The organism is Baumannia cicadellinicola str. Hc (Homalodisca coagulata) (assembly GCF_000013185.1).
In the GTDB taxonomy this organism is placed as follows: Bacteria; Pseudomonadota; Gammaproteobacteria; order Enterobacterales; family Enterobacteriaceae; genus Baumannia; species Baumannia cicadellinicola_E.
Genome location: NC_007984.1, coordinates 411,796 through 428,159 on the forward strand (window position 1 = coordinate 411,796; position 16,364 = coordinate 428,159).

Consider the following 16,364-nt stretch of genomic DNA (forward strand, 5'->3'; position numbering starts at 1 on the left):
TACATTAAATATGCAATGAGAAATAACAGCTATTTAATATTCTATAACCTTGTTTATTTTGCATTTTGCAAATTTTATTAATTAAATTACTCCTGATTAAGGAGAATCACTTAAGTGTCGTTCACGTAACTTAGCGATAACTTGACTAAAATCTACTTGTTGATCTAAAAGTAAAATAAGAAGATGATATACTAGATCTGCAGCTTCATTAATTAGTTCTGACTGGTTTTGTACTATTCCAGCTATAGCTGTTTCTATAGCCTCTTCACCGACTTTTTGTGCAATGCGTTTGGTACTACTATTATATAATCTAGCAGTATAAGAATTTGTAGGATCAAGATTTTTACGTTGACAAAGTAATTTTTCTAAGGAATAAAGAAAACTAAAATTACTAATAGCAGGATGAAAACAGCTACTCATGCCATTATGACAAGTTGGGCCTAAAGGATAAGCTAAAATTAGTAAAGTATCGTTATCGCAGTCTAGGTATAAGCTCATCACCTGTAGGTAATTCCCTGAACTTTCTCCTTTAGTCCATAAACGTTGCTTACTACGTGAGTAGAAAGTTACCTTACCTGTCTGTTCTGTAGCTTTTAATGCATTCGCATTCATATATCCCATCATTAGCACTTCACCAGATATGGAATGCTGAATAATCACTGGCATTATATTACCATTTTTCTGCCAATTAATATCTTGGAATTGTTTTTCAGTTAACATAATCGTATTTCTACTCCTTCACGTGCCAGAAATTTTTTTAATTCAAGAATATTTATTATATTTTTGTGAAAGACTGAGGCTGCTAGTACACCATCAACTTCAGCATTAATTAATGCTTCCTGGAAATGTTGCATAGTTCCAGCTCCACCTGAAGCAATTAATGGCACATGGCAGGTTTGTCGTACTAAACGTAACTGTTGTAAGTCATAGCCTCTACATACGCCATCCTGATTCATCATATTTAGTACTATTTCACCAGCACCAAGTTTCTGAACTTCTTGTACCCAATCTAATGTTTGCCAATTAGTTACTTTTGTTCGATTTTCATCGCCGGTATATTGATTAACCTGATATCGATCAAGTTGAATATCATACCAAGTATCAATACTAGCTACGATGCATTGAACACCAAAACGATCAGCTAACCTACTAATTAGATATGGATCATTAAGTGCAGGGGAATTAATAGAAATTTTATCCGCACCAAAAGAAATTACTTCACCTGCTTGAGCGACACTTTTAATACCACCAGCTACACAGAATGGGATATCAATAACTTCAGCAACACGAGCTATCCAACTTTTATCTACTACTCGCCCTTCAGATGATGCAGTAATATCATAAAATACTAGTTCGTCTGCACCTTCTTTGGCATAGCGTTGAGCCATCGGTACGATATCACCAATAACTTTATGATTACGAAACTGCATTCCTTTAATCACTTGCCCATTATGTATATCAAGACAGGGAATTATTCTTTTTGCCAGCATGCGATAGCCTCCGCAAGCGTAAATTTTTCTTCTAATAATGCCCGACCTATAATCACGCCTTTGACACCAATATTACGTAGCTTAATAATATCAGTTAAGCTACCTATTCCTCCTGAGGATTGAAATGCAATGCTAGGCCAGTTACCACACAACAATCGATATAGTTCTATATTCATACCAGATAATGTGCCATCACGAGAAATATCAGTACATAGAATATTCTTGAGTTCGACTTGCTGAGTATATTGATCAATTACTTGTTCAAGAAGTACCCCAGAATTTTCCATCCATCCACTAACAGCTACCCAATGCTTACCATTGGTATCTATACGTATATCTAAAGCAAGCACTAAAGCTTCTGGCCCAAAACGTTTAAACCATTGTTGTACTTCTAGTGGTTTTTTTACTGCTGTTGAACCTATTACTACACGATGTGCACCAGCTTGTAACATAACTTCTATATCTGCTGCATTACGAATACCTCCACCTACTTGCACAAGTGTTCGCCCTTTAACACTAGCTAGCAAACTAGTTAGCAGCTTAATCTGACGAGCAGAAGGATCACGTGCACCTGTTAAATCCACTAAATGCAGCATTTCTGCACCTTGACGTAAATAATTATGCAGGTAATACAGTGGATCATCACTATAACAACGTTGTTGCTGATAGTTCCCCTGATGTAGTCGTACGACAGTACTGTTAATTAAATCTAAAGCAGGAATGATCACTATTACATCTCCAGAAAATTTTTTAGTAATTGTTGGCCAACAGTACCAGAACGTTCTGGATGAAATTGTACGCCAAAAAAGTTATCTTGTGCGATAGCTGCGGTAAAGGGTTTACCATAGTTTGCTTGAGCTATAGTTGCGTCGCATAATTGCATAGCGTAACCATGTACAAAATAAAAGTAACTATCTTCTGGAATACCGTGAAATAGACGGTTATTTGTTGCTTTCTGTGTTACCTTATTCCAGCCCATATGTGGCCAAGGCATGTTAAAATTAGATATTCTTTTAACAGACGCTTTGATAATTCCAAGTGTTGTTACCCCACCATTTTCATCACTACTACTACCTAGCAACTGCATGCCTAGACAAATACCTAGCACTGGCTGAGTCATTAATTTGATTAAATCAATCAGCTTGCGGTTATATAACTGCTCCATAGCAGCATACGCTGTACCTACACCAGGTAAAAATAACTTATTAGCCTGTAAAATTACTTTTGCATCGTGACTAACTTCAGGTTGATAACCTAAACGACGTATAGCAGCAATGACGGAAAACAAATTAGCACAACAAGTATCAATGATTACTACTTTCATGATAGTACTCCTTTTGAGCTAGGTAAAACATTGCTTTCAACGCATATTGCCTGACGTAGAGCTCGCCCAAAAACTTTAAATAGGCTTTCTACTCTATGATGATCATTTTTGCCTTCCGTTTTTAAATATAGTGTACAAGCCATAGCATAGGATAATGAGCGGAAGAAATGTTCAACCATTTCGGTACTCATATCACCTACTTTTTGATAACTATATTCTGCTGTGTATTCGAGGAATGGTCGGCCCGATAGATCTATTACACAACGTGCTAAACATTCGTCCATAGGTAATAAAAAACCAAAGCGGTTAATACCATGTTTATCACCAAGCCCTTGTTTTAGTGCTGTTCCTAGTGCAATTGCAGTATCTTCAATAGTATGGTGATCATCAATATATAAATCGCCCTTAACTTCAATTGTCATGCATAATCCACTATGAGTAGCAATCTGCTCTAACATATGATCAAAGAAATTAATACCTGTATTAATCTTACTCGGAGCTTCTCTATCTAGCCATACCTCAACGTTTATCGATGTTTCCTTTGTTATACGTTTAACATGTGCGTATCGATTAAGACTGGTTAAATAATTACATATTGCTTGCCAATTCATAGTGTTACGATTATAACGTAAACTATTAATGCCCATATTATATGCTAATTTTATATCAGTTTCTCTATCACCAATTACATAACTCTTGGTTCTATCTATTTTATTACCTACTAACCATGGTGCAACTAAAGCTATTCCTGGTTTTCGGCAATGGCATTTATCTTTTGCTAAATGTGGACAAATTAATACTTGATCAAAAAAAATATTCTGTGATTTAAAAATCTGCATCATCAAATTATGTGGACGATCGAAATCCTCTTGAGGAAAACTAGATGTACCAAGACCATCCTGGTTGCTAACCATAACTAATTGAAAATTAGCTTGTTGTAAGATGAGTAATGCGTTAATAACATATGGTTCTAGCACCAACTTTTCTATTCTATCAATCTGAAAATTATCAAGTGGTTCGTTGATAAGGGTTCCATCTCTATCGATAAATAAAACTTTTTTGCTCACTACTATTACTCCTTGTGAGAAACTAATGTTAGTGCCTGAAGTGCTGTAAGCAAATTTTGACATTCTAAGCTAGTTCCAATAGTAATGCGCAGACAGTTAGCTAATCCTATTTGTTGGTTTTGATCACGTAAAATAGTACCCTTCTTCCATAGAGATTGAAACACATGATAATTTGGATGAAAACGTACTAATAAATAGTTAGTCACACTTGGAAAGACAACACTAACGCAAGAACATTCAGCTAATTGCTGTATTAGCCAATTTCTATTAATGTCAATATTAGCTACCCGACGTTTAGTTTGGTGTATACCTTTGGTGCTTAATGCTTGTTTAGCAATATCTACTACTGGTCGCGATATCGGATAAGGTGCTATAACTTTTAGTAGCAGTTTAATTATATCAGGATTTGCAAGAATAAAACCACAGCGTAAGCCAGCTAAGGCAAAAGCCTTAGATAAAGTTCGTAGAATTACTAGGTGTGGATAATGATTAATCCAGCTAGATATGCTAGCTGTAGGATAAAAATCAATGTATGCTTCATCTACTACTAGTATGGTCCTACCATGAGTTATATCTAGTAATTGGCGTATATCAGACGGATTAATAATATTACCCGTAGGATTATTTGGATGACAAATATAAATTAATTTTACACAATCTAATTGAGCATAAATGGTATCTAAGTCCAGCTGCCAATTGTCAAGTGCCTGAATAGCACAATATGCTACCCCGAAAGTTTCGGCACTAACGCGGTACATGCCGTATGTTGGAGGACAAAATAAAATTTTATCTTTACTTGGTTCACAAAAAGTACGAATTAATAGTTCAATTCCTTCATCTGCACCACGGCAAGCAAGAACTTGGTTCGGTTGTACTCCAGCATAAGCTGCATAACTATTAAGAAGTTCTTGAGGTTGACAATCTGGATATCGGTTGAGATTACTACTACGTAGCATATAAAATGTAGGTTGTGGATATTCATTAGCGTTCAACCAAATATTACCTTGACTACCCCCGCCTATCCTACGGGCAGATTGATAAGGTTCTAACGTTAATACATTAGTCCTAGCTAAATTTAAGATACTCATGATAGTTCCTTTAGCATATTAACACGTAATGTTACGGCATTTTTGTGCGCTGTTAGCTGTTCTGCCTGCGCTAGCGTTTCGATAGTTGATGCCAATAATAATAACCCCTGAGGAGTTAAATTTTGCACCGTAATACGCTTTTGAAAATCAGCTACACTAATACCAGAATAGGTTTTGGTATAACCATAGGTAGGTAGTACATGATTAGTACCAGATGCATAATCACCAGCTGATTCAGGTGACCAATAACCAAGGAAGATTGATCCAGCATTGGTAATATGTGTTAGCCATTTGTCTGCATTACATGTTTGGATAATTAGATGCTCAGGACCATAACTATTACTAATAGCTATACCTTCAGCTAAATGATCTACAATAATAAGTTTAGTATTAGCCAGAGCTTGGCGAGCAATTGCCGCACGGGGTAAATTTTTTAGCTGAATATCTATTTCTAACGCTACCTGCTCCGCTATTTTAATATCATTAGTAAGTAATATTACATGAGAATCAGGACCATGTTCTGCTTGAGAAAGTAGATCAGCTGCTATAAAAGAAGGATAAGCATTACTGTCTGCGATAACAATTATCTCAGAAGGACCAGCTTGCATATCAACTGCTACACCATTTAGTTTTTGGCTAATTTGGCGTTTCGCTTCGGTTACCCAAGCATTCCCTGGACCAAAAATTTTATCTACATGAGTAATTGACTGAGTACCAAATCCCATAGCAGCGATAGCTTGTGCACCACCTACTTGGTAAATTTCATGTACACCACATAATTGTGCTACATATAAAATTTCATCCGCTATAGGAGGTGGTGAACAAACAATAATCCTTTTACACCCTGCGATATTTGCTGGAATAGCTAACATCATTACTGTAGAAAACAAGGGTGCTAATCCTCCAGGGATATATAATCCTACTGATGTAATAGGCTTAGTTAACTGGCGACAGTTAACTCCTGGTTGAGTTTCTAGGTCAATATCTGGGCACTTTTGAGCACGATGGAACCGATTAATATTTGTTAATGCTATTGTGATAGCCTGTTTAACATCTGGAGCTATTCTACTAGAAGCTAAGGCTATATTTTTTTCTGTTATGCGTAATTGTGGAGTATGTATGCCATCGAATTGCAGGTTAAAATTACGGAGAGCACGATCACCTGTTTGACAAACCTGTGTTAGTATTTCGTTTACAGTAGAAATAACGTTTTCTGATATACTTAAGGCTGGACGAGCCAATAACATTGCTTGCTGTTCGGTATTATAATCATGCCAGCGTACAAGCATCGATAAAGGAGAATTAATCATTACTTATTCCATCATTTTTTCAATGGGTAGTACTAGAATAGAACGTGCACCAAGAGCTTTTAAGTTTTCCATAGTTTCCCAAAAAAGTGTTTCACGGCTAACCATATGCATGACTACTAAGTTATGATCGCTAGCCAATGGCAGTACTGTAGGACGTTCTGCTCCTGGTAATAAACTAATAATATTATCTAGTCGTTCTGTTGGTGCGTGCATCATAATATATTTAGATTCACGAGCTTGAATTACACCCTGAATACGGATCATTAATTTATCTACTAGTGCTTGTTTTGAAAGTGAAAGTTCTCCATCACGCTGAATCAAATAAGCTTTAGAACGATAAATTACTTCAACTTCTCGCAATCCATTTGCTTCAAGAGTAGCTCCGGTAGATACTAAATCACATATTGCATCTGCTAAACCAGCTCTTGGTGCTACTTCTACTGAACCATTTAATAAACATGATTTAAAACTAATACCTAATTTATCTAGGTATTGCTTTAGTAGATGAGGGTAAGAAGTAGCTATACGTTTATTTTGCAAACATTTTGGACCATTCCATGCTTGATCTATGGGCAATGCTATTGATAACCTACAGGTACCAAAATCTAATCGGCGTAGAGTAACATAACGTGGATTTTCACCTTGAGCGCGACGTGTCAGCAACTCTTCTTCTAGTACATTTTGGCCTATAATTCCTAAATCTACAACACTGTCTAATACTAGGCCTGGAATATCATCATCACGTACCCGCATAATATCGATAGGCATGTTTTCAGCAAATGCTAATAATCTTTGCTGTTGTAAATGGATTTTAATTCCGCATTTTTCGAGTAATTGCTGAGATTCTTTGCTTAGTCTACCGGATTTCTGCATTGCGATCCGTAATCGTGATTTTTCTACCATTATATCCTATGCCCTAAGTTAATGATTAACTACCTCAACAAATCTCGGGAAATAACTTCCTCTGCTTTCCCATATTTATGAATTAATAAAATTATTTTTTTTATATAAATAAAACGTATTATATAATGTTTAATACAAGTAGATTTATTGATCAATAAGTAAATATCATTATTTAACCTAACGATATTTATTGAATAGTGCAACATTTTTTCTTGCAAAAAGTAAGAAGTAGTTAACATAAAAGAAATCGAATATTTTAACTGCTTAATCTAAAATTGGGTTATAAGTAAGATAGAGAAGACAGAAAAATATATTGAATGTTATTCAATATATTTTTTTGATAAAATAAGTACTACTAATAAAATAGTAGCATAATATACCTTATTTCTCTGGTGAGTTAGCAGGTATAACAGTAATTGAAAAAGTGTTATTACTCAGGTCAGAAGAATATTTGGTAATATTAATAGCAGATCATCATATATAATGATTAATATACATAAAATATATGCATATAGATCAAATATCTATATAGCTTTTTTTGATAGAATATATAGTATTCATAAAAAAATCCGCAATAATATAAGTTATTAGTATTTAAAACAGAGATGATTAATTGAATAAAGAGGATGATATCATAAACATATGATGAAGTATCATATTATACCAGTAACAATATTTAATCAAAACTGTTCACTTATATGGTGTGATCAAACCAAAGATGCCGCATTAATTGATCCAGGTGGGGATGCATCACGACTATGTTTTGAAATAGATAAATTTAATGTAACAATCACACAGATATTACTAACTCATGGTCATTTTGACCATGTTGGAGCAGTGAAAAAATTAGCAAGATACTATGATGTCCCTATTATAGGTCCTCACTCTGATGATAAAATTTTATTGGAAAACCTGTCTGAACAGTGTAAAATATTTGGTGTTCCTCCGGTAGATTCATTTTTACCAGATCGTTGGTTAGTAAATGGTGATATTATTATCGTTGGTCTGGAAAAATATTATGTATTACACTGTCCTGGTCATTCTCCTGGACATATTGTACTTTGGAACAAAGTTCATCGATTTATTCATATGGGTGATGTCTTATTCAAAGGCGCAATTGGACGTACTGATTTACCTGGTGGTAATTTGACATTATTACTACGCTCAATTAATGAGAAGCTATTCTCTCTAGAGGATGATATAACTTTTTTACCAGGACATGGACCTATGTCTACTATAGGTAATGAGCGTTGTAGTACTTATTCATTCAAGTAATAAAATCTAGCTAATTTAGTTAATAATTATAGTACTGCAATAATTGCCTCACAGAGTTGCTCTATGTTATTGAGAGTAATACCAGCTACGTTAATGCGACCAGAATTAACTAAATAAATACCAAACTGGTGGCGTAATTTTAATACTTGTTTGGGGGTTAGACCACTAAATGAGAACATACCATTTTGTTGGTTAATAAAGCTAAAGTCTTGTTGTACATTTTTATCTTGTAATGTTGTTACTAATAACATACGCATCTTTTTGATTCTTTCCCGCATATGTTGTAGTTCTCGTTCCCAGATTGAACGTAGTCTATCATTGCCAAGTATAGTTGCAACAATTAATGCACCATGTGCCGGTGGGTTAGAGTAGTTAGTACGAATAATTGATTTAATTTGACTAAATGCACGATTAACTATATCGCTTTCTGTTGCTACTATTGTACAAGCTCCAACACGTTCGTTGTATAAACTAAACATTTTAGAGTAAGAACTACAGATAATTAATTCACTATTAGTTAGAAAAAAAATTTTTAATCCTTCAGTATCATTCTCTAAACTAGAAGCAAATCCTTGATAAGATAAGTCAAATAGTGGCAACAAATGTTTTTTTCTTGTTAAATTAGCTAGTTCAGACCATTGTTCTATACTTAAATCCATACCACTTGGATTATGGCAACATCCGTGAAATAAAACTATATCACTAGCTTTAGCTTGGCTAAGGCTATTAAGCATACCATTAAAATCAATAGTATGTTTAATACTATTATAGTAAACATACTTCTTAACCTGAAGACCAGCAGCTTGAAATATATTTTTATGGTTTGGCCAACTAGGATTACTAATCCAAATGCGCGTTGCAGCTGTATGCTGTAATAAAAATTCAGCGGCTACGCGTAAAGCACTAGTACCTCCTGGTGTTTGCGCACAGCGAGCAACAATATTACTAACTATGGTATTATTTACGCCAAATAATAACTGTTTAGTGTAATGATTAAAAATTGGTAGACCATCAATACTAAGATAGTTTTTATTTATTTCTTGATCTAGTAATAAAGCTTCAGCTTGTTTAACACTATTAAGTATTGGTGTATTACCAGTTTCGTCTTGGTATACTCCGATACCTAGGTTAATTTTATACTGTCTATTGTCAGCCCGAAAAACATCCAGCATGCCTAGAATAGGTTCAGTAGGAGCAGTAGAGATAGATTCAAACATAAATAGTCTTTTAAAATAATGATTTAATTATCTATTAACCATATACAATATAGATATCTTTATAAGATAATTTATTTTTGTCAAAATGAGGCCTGCCGCGGATTTCTAGGAAATGGTATAACATCACGAATATTATGCATTCCTGTTATATAAATCATTAATCGCTCTAAACCTAATCCAAAACCTGAATGAGGCACAGTTCCGTAACTACGTAAATCACGATACCACCAATAATCTTCGATATTTAGTCCTCTGTCAGCTAAGCGTTGATCTAGCTTAGCCAGGCGTTCTTCACGTTGTGAACCACCTATAATTTCACCAATGCCTGGAGCTAGCACATCCATCGCTGCTACAGTTTTACCGTCATCGTTAATACGCATATAAAAAGCTTTGATATCCTTTGGATAATTCGTTACGACGACTGGAGCTTGAAAATGTTTATCAGCAAGATAGCGTTCATGCTCAGCAAACAGATCCATACCCCAAAATACAGTATGATCAAACTTTTGCTTACAATTTTGTAAGATATCTATTGCTTCGGTATAGTCTATTTGAGCAAAATTAGAACTAATAAATTGTTCTAATCTTTTAATAATATTTTTGTTAATCTGTTCTGCAAAAAAATTGATATCATCAACACGTTCTATTAAAATAGCATTGAAAATATACTTCAGCATTTTTTCTGCAAGAATAGCAATATCTGTTAAATTAGCAAATGCAACTTCAGGTTCAACCATCCAAAACTCTGCTAAATGACGACTAGTATTCGAGTTTTCTGCTCGAAATGTAGGGCCAAAAGTATATATTTTAGATAAAGCACAGGCATAACTTTCTCCATTCAACTGACCTGAAACTGTTAGGAAAGCTTCCTTACCAAAAAAATCTTTTTCATAGTTTATCTTACCTTTACTGGTATAAGGTAAATTTTCTAAATCTAGTGTAGAAACACGGAACATTTCGCCGGCACCTTCACAATTAAAAGTAGTAATTAATGGAGTCGAAACCCAGAAAAAGCCTTCTATATGCATAAAACGATGAATAGCCTGTGCTAAAGTATGTCGTACTCTAGTAACTGCGCCAATGATATTAGTACGTGGGCGTAAGTGTGCTACTTCTCTTAAAAATTCAAGACTATGCTTTTTAGCTGTTATAGGATATGTTTCTGGATTTTTAACCCACCCTAGTACTTTAATATTTTTAGCCTGTATCTCAAAGTGCTGACCAACACCAATTGATGTAACGATACTTCCAGTTATTACTACTGAGCAGCCTGTAGTTAAATGCAAAACATCACTTTTATAATTTGGAAGATCATGATTAATTATTACTTGTAATGAATCTAAACATGATCCATCGTAAATAGAAAGAAATGAAATTCCTGCTTTAGAATCCCTACGAGTACGCACCCAACCTTGTACAATGACTTCATGATCAGCTGCTAAAATAATTCCTTGTAATATTTTTGCTATGGGTAGTATGATCATAAATATTATTTATCCGCTAGTAAAAGTAATTACTAAATTATTCCTTGTTATTGATAAGTATATCTTATATAATACCTAGGCATGTATACTTTATTTATTGCTACATATCTTATAATCAAGATGTATAAATTTACTTCTAGATTCKGGAATATTTTTTCTATATACATTAGCAAAAATTTGGCTCATATAGAAAATTTCATATCTTAGTTAGTAAAGTCAATTCTACTTACCACCATTTTCGAAGAAAAAATTTATTTTCTATTAGAAATTTTGCTCTTTTTGTTTATTAAAAGGTGTATATTTTATTATGGTTCGTTTGCCAACTTGGAATTAAGTTAGAAAGAAAGCATATATACGTTCATGACATTATTTTCCTTTTATGAGATACGAAAAAAACCGTTTAAATAAAAAAATCAGGAGATATCATGTTGTATCCTCTTATAAGGCAGTTCTTATTCCAACTAGACCCGGAAAAAGCTCACGAATTAACTATTCAGCAGCTCAAACGTATTGCTGGTACCCCGCTAGAATATTTAGTAAGACAATCGGTTCCTACTAAAGCTGTTACCTGTATGGGTATTGCTTTCAAAAATCCACTAGGTCTAGCTGCTGGACTAGATAAAAACGGTGAATGCATTGATGCTCTCGGTGCTATGGGTTTTGGCTTTATTGAGGTAGGTACGGTAACACCGCATGCCCAAATTGGGAATGAAAAACCACGACTTTTCCGATTAACCAAGGCATACGGTTTGATAAACCGTATGGGATTCAACAATAAGGGTGTGGATAACCTAGTTAATAACATACAAAAATCACATTTTGGTGGTGTTTTAGGTATTAATATTGGTAAAAATAAAGATACACCTATAGAACAAGGAAAAGATGATTATTTGATATGCATGGAAAAAGTATATCCTTACGCTAATTATATTGCAGTAAATATCTCATCACCTAATACTCCTCAGCTCACAACTTTACAATCTGGAGAAATATTAGATGATTTGTTACGAGCTATAAAAGATAAACAAGCGAAACTACAAGAGTATCACCATAAATATGTACCAATAGCAGTTAAAATTACACCTGATATGACTGAATCTGAGCTTATCCAAATGGCTGATCTTCTTGTTCAGCATAAGATAGATGGAATTATTGCAACTAATACAACTACTAGTCGAGAATTAGTACATGGATTAGATCATAGTTCACAATCTGGAGGTTTAAGTGGACGTCCTTTACAATTAATGAGTACTGAAGTTATTCGTATTTTATCATCTAAGTTACAAGGTAAATTACCTATTATTGGTGTTGGTGGTATTGATTCTCTAATATCAGCAAGAGAAAAAATGGCAGCTGGCGCGACACTTATTCAGATTTATTCAAGCTTTATTTTTCATGGTCCACGTCTTATTAAGGATATTATTAGCGATCTTTAGTCGCAATTTTAATAAGAAAGAAAAATAACGTATATATATTTATGAGTATATATACCCATTATATAATCTAATATTATTACTTACTTTAGTAAGTAATAATATTACTCTAATTAAAAGTTTATCAATATTGGTCTACGATAAAATCGTCGGATCTTGAAATAAACCAACTTTTAGATCAGTGGCGGTATAAATTATTTTACCATCACAAATAACTTCACCATCAGCCATACCCATTAATAGCTGACGGTGGATAATGCGTCTAAAATGAATACGATAAGTAACTTTTTTAGCACTAGGTAAAATTTGACCAATAAATTTTACCTCACCTACACCAAGCGCCCGACCTTTACCTTTACCTCCAATCCAACCAAGATAGAAACCTACTAATTGCCACATAGCATCTAAACCTAAGCATCCTGGCATCACTGGATCTCCAATAAAATGACAACAGAAGAACCACATATCAGGCTTAATGTCTAGTTCAGCTTCCATGAAACCTTTATTATAATGTCCACCATACTTAGTGATTTTAACTACCTGGTCCATCATTAACATCTGATGCGCCGGAAGCTGAGGGCCTCTTTCACCAAATAATTCACCGCGGCTAGATGCTATTAAATCTTCTTTTGAATAAAATTCACGTTTTTCTATCATCTTTTATCAACCTTAATTCATATACTAGTAATGACAGATCAATGATTTATTTTTTTATAATTAGCTTAGTTAACCAACGTAAATACCATGGTAACTGTTTTTGTTCATATCTATAAATTTGAAGAATACGCTCACGAATATATTTCATTAAACTTGGAAGAATTTCGTGATCAAAAGGCATTGCTGTGAGGATTTCTAATGCTTGATAAATATTATTTACTGGCCATAGCGAAAAAGTTCCTAGTTGTACTGCTTGAATAACATCATCATGTAAACATAAATGACGAACATTAGTGAGAGGAATAATAACACCTTGAGTACCAGTAAGTCCGCGTGTCTGGCATAGTTTAAAAAAACATTCAATTTTTTCATTGACGTGGCCTATAGACTGAACTCTGCCAAATTGATCAACAGATCCAGTAATAGCTATTTGTTGATCTATAGGCTGATTGGCTAATGCACTAATAAGTACTACTAGTTCAGCAAGCGAGGCACTATCACCATCTATTTCATCGTATGACTGCTCAAATACTAACGATGCAGAAAAAGGTAATTGACGTTCTAGCTTAAGTACTGACATAAGGAATGCTTGCATAATCATCATCCCTTTTGTATGAAGATGACCACTTAGTTCGGCTTTGCTTTCGATATCATTAATTTCTCCATCACCAAAATATACTACGCAACTAATACGCGATGGTTGACCAACAATTAATGGATGACTAGAAAAAGATAGAACAGATAGTCCATTAACTTGACCAGTTATTTTTTTTTCCGTATCTACCATAATTTGTCCTTCAGTTATCTCTTGTTGTATCAAATCACAAAGATAACTTTCCTGCCAAAAGCGGATACGATTACTTTCTAACAACGCTGTGGCATTTATTGGTTGTTTATTGCAGTATAGAGCTGCTTCCTTTAGTCTATGTGTTAGCCAATGTGGGCAAAGTGGCAAATGAAACTGATCGCCGCTATAACGTACCGCTTGTTTAATTAATTCTGGCCAAGCATCATGGTTTAGAGCTTTAAATCCTTGATTATATGCTAATGTATTAACCCATGAACACCATTGTTTCATGTCTTGAGCATTGTTAATACACTTATTTAATTCGAATTCTCCATATAATGCTATTCTAAAAATATTAGGATCTATATTATTTAATATAGTTAGTGTTTTATGTTCACCAATTATAATTAGTCGTAAGTTAATTGGCATAGAAGGAATATAAACTGAAAGTGGTTGATTGTTGTTGGCCGGTAACCAATCAAAACGCTGATTAAGAATCATCTGTTTCAAACGCAACCACAATAGAGGTTGACTAACTAGTGTATGGGCACCTATGACTAAAATACCACCATTAATGTTGTGTACTAAACCTGGTTGTAGATTAATAATATCTTTGTAGCAGTATAATCCTCCAAATAGTTGCTCTTGTTCTACCCAAGCTTGCCAAGTACAGACATCTTTAGCAGTGAAATTATCTTTTATTTGTGATTTATTATCCCAATGAATATTCATACCTGTGACTATATATCTTCCACCTATTGGTTTCTGAGCTATAGGCATAATAGTTTTAACTGTATCAGTAATTAATTGAAAATATTCTTCTTCTTCTCTAGCGTTAAGCAACATAAAACTACTAGGATGTTTAGAATGACAAAGTTGTTTCAAACAGCTAATTAATCTATTTTGGATATGAAACAAAGGTAATTCTAAAGGCTCATATAGTTGTTGAAAAACAGCCTCAAAATTTTTTGTATTAGGAAATAAATCCTGCCATAATAATTTATTGTTAGTCAAATGTGTTAAGTAATTAGCTCATTTAGGAAGATGAATTAATTCTATCTGGATAATAGAAAAATAGAATTTCTAATTCTAGTAGTTAGAGATCATAGATATCTATATATTTTTTACTTATCACTAGTAAAACTTCATGGAAGTAAAATAATTTAACTATTATTAGTTAATAACTAAAATGGAGTGTTTTAATTAACAACACTCCTAACTAACTATAGTTATCTAGTAGACTTAAATCAGCAATAATAATCTACATTCATATATATCTGTTAGTTTCTTAAACGTGGTGCTTGTAGTTGCAAACGAATAGATTCAGCTAGTTCATCTAGAGTTGGTTGTTCTGGATGTTCTAAAAAAGCTTCATAGCCGAGTTGAGCTTCTGCAAGATAGGTATGTACAGGTTTTCCATCTTCATCTTCCATCACTACATGATACCAAGGAGCAGTACGTAGGCTATCATCCGCAGCAATTTTGTCAATATAGGGCTTATCTAGTGAATATTCTGGATCTACATCAATAATTACACCTAAGTACCCAAAAAGTTTATGACGAACTTGTTGTCCTATGCCAAATTTGCTAGCTATCATAATGCCTCCTATTAATAGGGCTAAGAACTAAGATAGGGGGAAGCTACGAATAAATCAAGGGAACACAGATAAATTTTATCTATTATAGTAGAGTAATAAAATTATTTATAAACATTTCACTGGTTGTGGAAGCCCCGCAATTTTAGCTGCTTGTTTAGCAGGACCTTGAGGAAAAAGATTAAATAAATAAGTACTATTGCCTTTATTCTTGCCATATTTTTGTTCCATGCTTTTTACTAACATACGAACAGTTGGTGATATATTAAACTCATAATAAAAAGAACGCATAAAATATATAACTTGCCAATGTTCTTCTCTAAGCTCAATTTTTTCCCGGCGAGCTATTTCAACTCCTAATGCCTCACTCCAATCACTTGCCCGGATTAAATATCCCTTAATATCCGTGGCGATTTCTATGTTATTTAATTGCATTTTTATTTTCCCTATTAGGTATATCTTAGCAATTAGGTATATCTTAGCATATAAAAATGATTTATAAGTTACAGGGATTAGTTTAATTTTAATCATCAAATAGTAGTAAAATATTACTAAGAGCAACAAAATAACAAAAATGCTATTTACAATAAAATGAACCATGTTTATAGTAAGTTGATTTATGGAGGAGTGGTCGAGTGGTTTAAGGCACCGGTCTTGAAAACCGGAGAAGGGAGACTTTCCGTGGGTTCGAATCCTACCTCCTCCGTAATCTAATTCTCACTTATAATGAGATT

Annotated in this window: 16 protein-coding genes and 1 tRNA gene; 3 read left to right on the forward strand and 14 right to left on the reverse strand. The window is 33.9% G+C overall.

Translation table 11 applies throughout. The features are described 5' to 3' along the window. Nucleotides 1-96: 96 nt before the first annotated feature. From hisIE to hisG, 8 genes are read right to left on the reverse strand one after another with little or no spacing between them, the layout of a single operon-like run. Nucleotides 97-720 (reverse strand): bifunctional phosphoribosyl-AMP cyclohydrolase/phosphoribosyl-ATP diphosphatase HisIE, encoded by a 624-nt coding sequence (hisIE, locus tag BCI_RS01975; protein WP_011520574.1) that lies wholly within the window; start codon nt 718-720, stop codon nt 97-99. Beyond that, entirely contained in the window at nt 714-1,490 is a 777-nt protein-coding gene (gene hisF, locus BCI_RS01980) for an imidazole glycerol phosphate synthase subunit HisF (RefSeq protein WP_011520575.1), read from the reverse strand. The genes hisIE and hisF overlap by 7 nt, the downstream gene beginning before the upstream one ends. After that, nucleotides 1,472-2,218: a 1-(5-phosphoribosyl)-5-[(5-phosphoribosylamino)methylideneamino]imidazole-4-carboxamide isomerase gene (gene hisA, locus BCI_RS01985; protein ID WP_011520576.1), complete on the reverse strand. Its 747-nt coding sequence runs from the start codon at nt 2,216-2,218 to the stop codon at nt 1,472-1,474. Before hisA ends, hisF begins: the two co-directional genes overlap by 19 nt. Before the next feature lie 2 nt (nt 2,219-2,220). After that, entirely contained in the window at nt 2,221-2,814 is a 594-nt protein-coding gene (gene hisH, locus BCI_RS01990; protein WP_011520577.1) for an imidazole glycerol phosphate synthase subunit HisH, read from the reverse strand. After that, on the reverse strand, nt 2,811-3,881 hold the full coding sequence (gene hisB, locus BCI_RS01995; protein ID WP_011520578.1) for a bifunctional histidinol-phosphatase/imidazoleglycerol-phosphate dehydratase HisB: 1,071 nt from the start codon (nt 3,879-3,881) through the stop codon (nt 2,811-2,813). Before hisB ends, hisH begins: the two co-directional genes overlap by 4 nt. A 5-nt stretch (nt 3,882-3,886) precedes the next feature. Continuing rightward, entirely contained in the window at nt 3,887-4,969 is a 1,083-nt protein-coding gene (gene hisC, locus BCI_RS02000) for a histidinol-phosphate transaminase (protein WP_011520579.1), read from the reverse strand. Next, nucleotides 4,966-6,279, reverse strand: coding sequence for a histidinol dehydrogenase (gene hisD / locus BCI_RS02005; RefSeq protein WP_011520580.1), 1,314 nt, complete (start codon nt 6,277-6,279; stop codon nt 4,966-4,968). Before hisD ends, hisC begins: the two co-directional genes overlap by 4 nt. Before the next feature lie 3 nt (nt 6,280-6,282). Continuing rightward, nucleotides 6,283-7,182, reverse strand: a complete 900-nt coding sequence (gene hisG, locus BCI_RS02010; protein WP_011520581.1) for an ATP phosphoribosyltransferase — start codon at nt 7,180-7,182, stop codon at nt 6,283-6,285. A 645-nt stretch (nt 7,183-7,827) separates the two neighbouring features. Between hisG and BCI_RS02015 the strand changes: the two genes are divergently transcribed. Next, complete coding sequence (locus tag BCI_RS02015; RefSeq protein WP_011520582.1) at nt 7,828-8,457, forward strand: MBL fold metallo-hydrolase; 630 nt, start codon at nt 7,828-7,830, stop codon at nt 8,455-8,457. 26 nt (nt 8,458-8,483) lie between these two features. Here BCI_RS02015 and BCI_RS02020 read toward each other — a convergent pair whose 3' ends face one another. Together BCI_RS02020 and asnS are read right to left on the reverse strand one after the other, a co-directional pair. Next, a complete protein-coding gene (locus BCI_RS02020) occupies nt 8,484-9,674 on the reverse strand; it encodes an amino acid aminotransferase (protein ID WP_011520583.1) in 1,191 nt (396 codons plus the stop codon). A gap of 80 nt (nt 9,675-9,754) precedes the next feature. Continuing rightward, on the reverse strand, nt 9,755-11,158 hold the full coding sequence (gene asnS, locus BCI_RS02025) for an asparagine--tRNA ligase (protein ID WP_011520584.1): 1,404 nt from the start codon (nt 11,156-11,158) through the stop codon (nt 9,755-9,757). A gap of 425 nt (nt 11,159-11,583) precedes the next feature. On the opposite strand from asnS, the gene pyrD reads away from it, so the two are divergent. Further along, nucleotides 11,584-12,594 (forward strand): quinone-dependent dihydroorotate dehydrogenase, encoded by a 1,011-nt coding sequence (gene pyrD / locus BCI_RS02030; protein WP_011520585.1) that lies wholly within the window; start codon nt 11,584-11,586, stop codon nt 12,592-12,594. A 132-nt stretch (nt 12,595-12,726) separates the two neighbouring features. Here pyrD and fabA read toward each other — a convergent pair whose 3' ends face one another. The 4 genes from fabA to BCI_RS02050 all read right to left on the reverse strand — a co-directional run bounded on the left by fabA (nt 12,727) and on the right by BCI_RS02050 (nt 16,065). After that, complete coding sequence (gene fabA, locus BCI_RS02035; RefSeq protein WP_011520586.1) at nt 12,727-13,248, reverse strand: bifunctional 3-hydroxydecanoyl-ACP dehydratase/trans-2-decenoyl-ACP isomerase; 522 nt, start codon at nt 13,246-13,248, stop codon at nt 12,727-12,729. Nucleotides 13,249-13,294: 46 nt separating this feature from the next. Beyond that, nucleotides 13,295-15,049: an AAA family ATPase gene (locus tag BCI_RS02040; protein ID WP_011520587.1), complete on the reverse strand. Its 1,755-nt coding sequence runs from the start codon at nt 15,047-15,049 to the stop codon at nt 13,295-13,297. 266 nt (nt 15,050-15,315) lie between these two features. After that, nucleotides 15,316-15,633 (reverse strand): heat shock protein HspQ, encoded by a 318-nt coding sequence (hspQ, locus tag BCI_RS02045; RefSeq protein WP_011520588.1) that lies wholly within the window; start codon nt 15,631-15,633, stop codon nt 15,316-15,318. A gap of 105 nt (nt 15,634-15,738) precedes the next feature. Beyond that, the gene (locus BCI_RS02050) at nt 15,739-16,065 is read right to left on the reverse strand and encodes a TusE/DsrC/DsvC family sulfur relay protein (protein ID WP_041574946.1); all 327 of its coding nucleotides are present in this window, start codon (nt 16,063-16,065) and stop codon (nt 15,739-15,741) included. 186 nt (nt 16,066-16,251) lie between these two features. Between BCI_RS02050 and BCI_RS02055 the strand changes: the two genes are divergently transcribed. Continuing rightward, nucleotides 16,252-16,336 (forward strand) — tRNA-Ser (locus tag BCI_RS02055). Nucleotides 16,337-16,364: the final 28 nt, after the last annotated feature.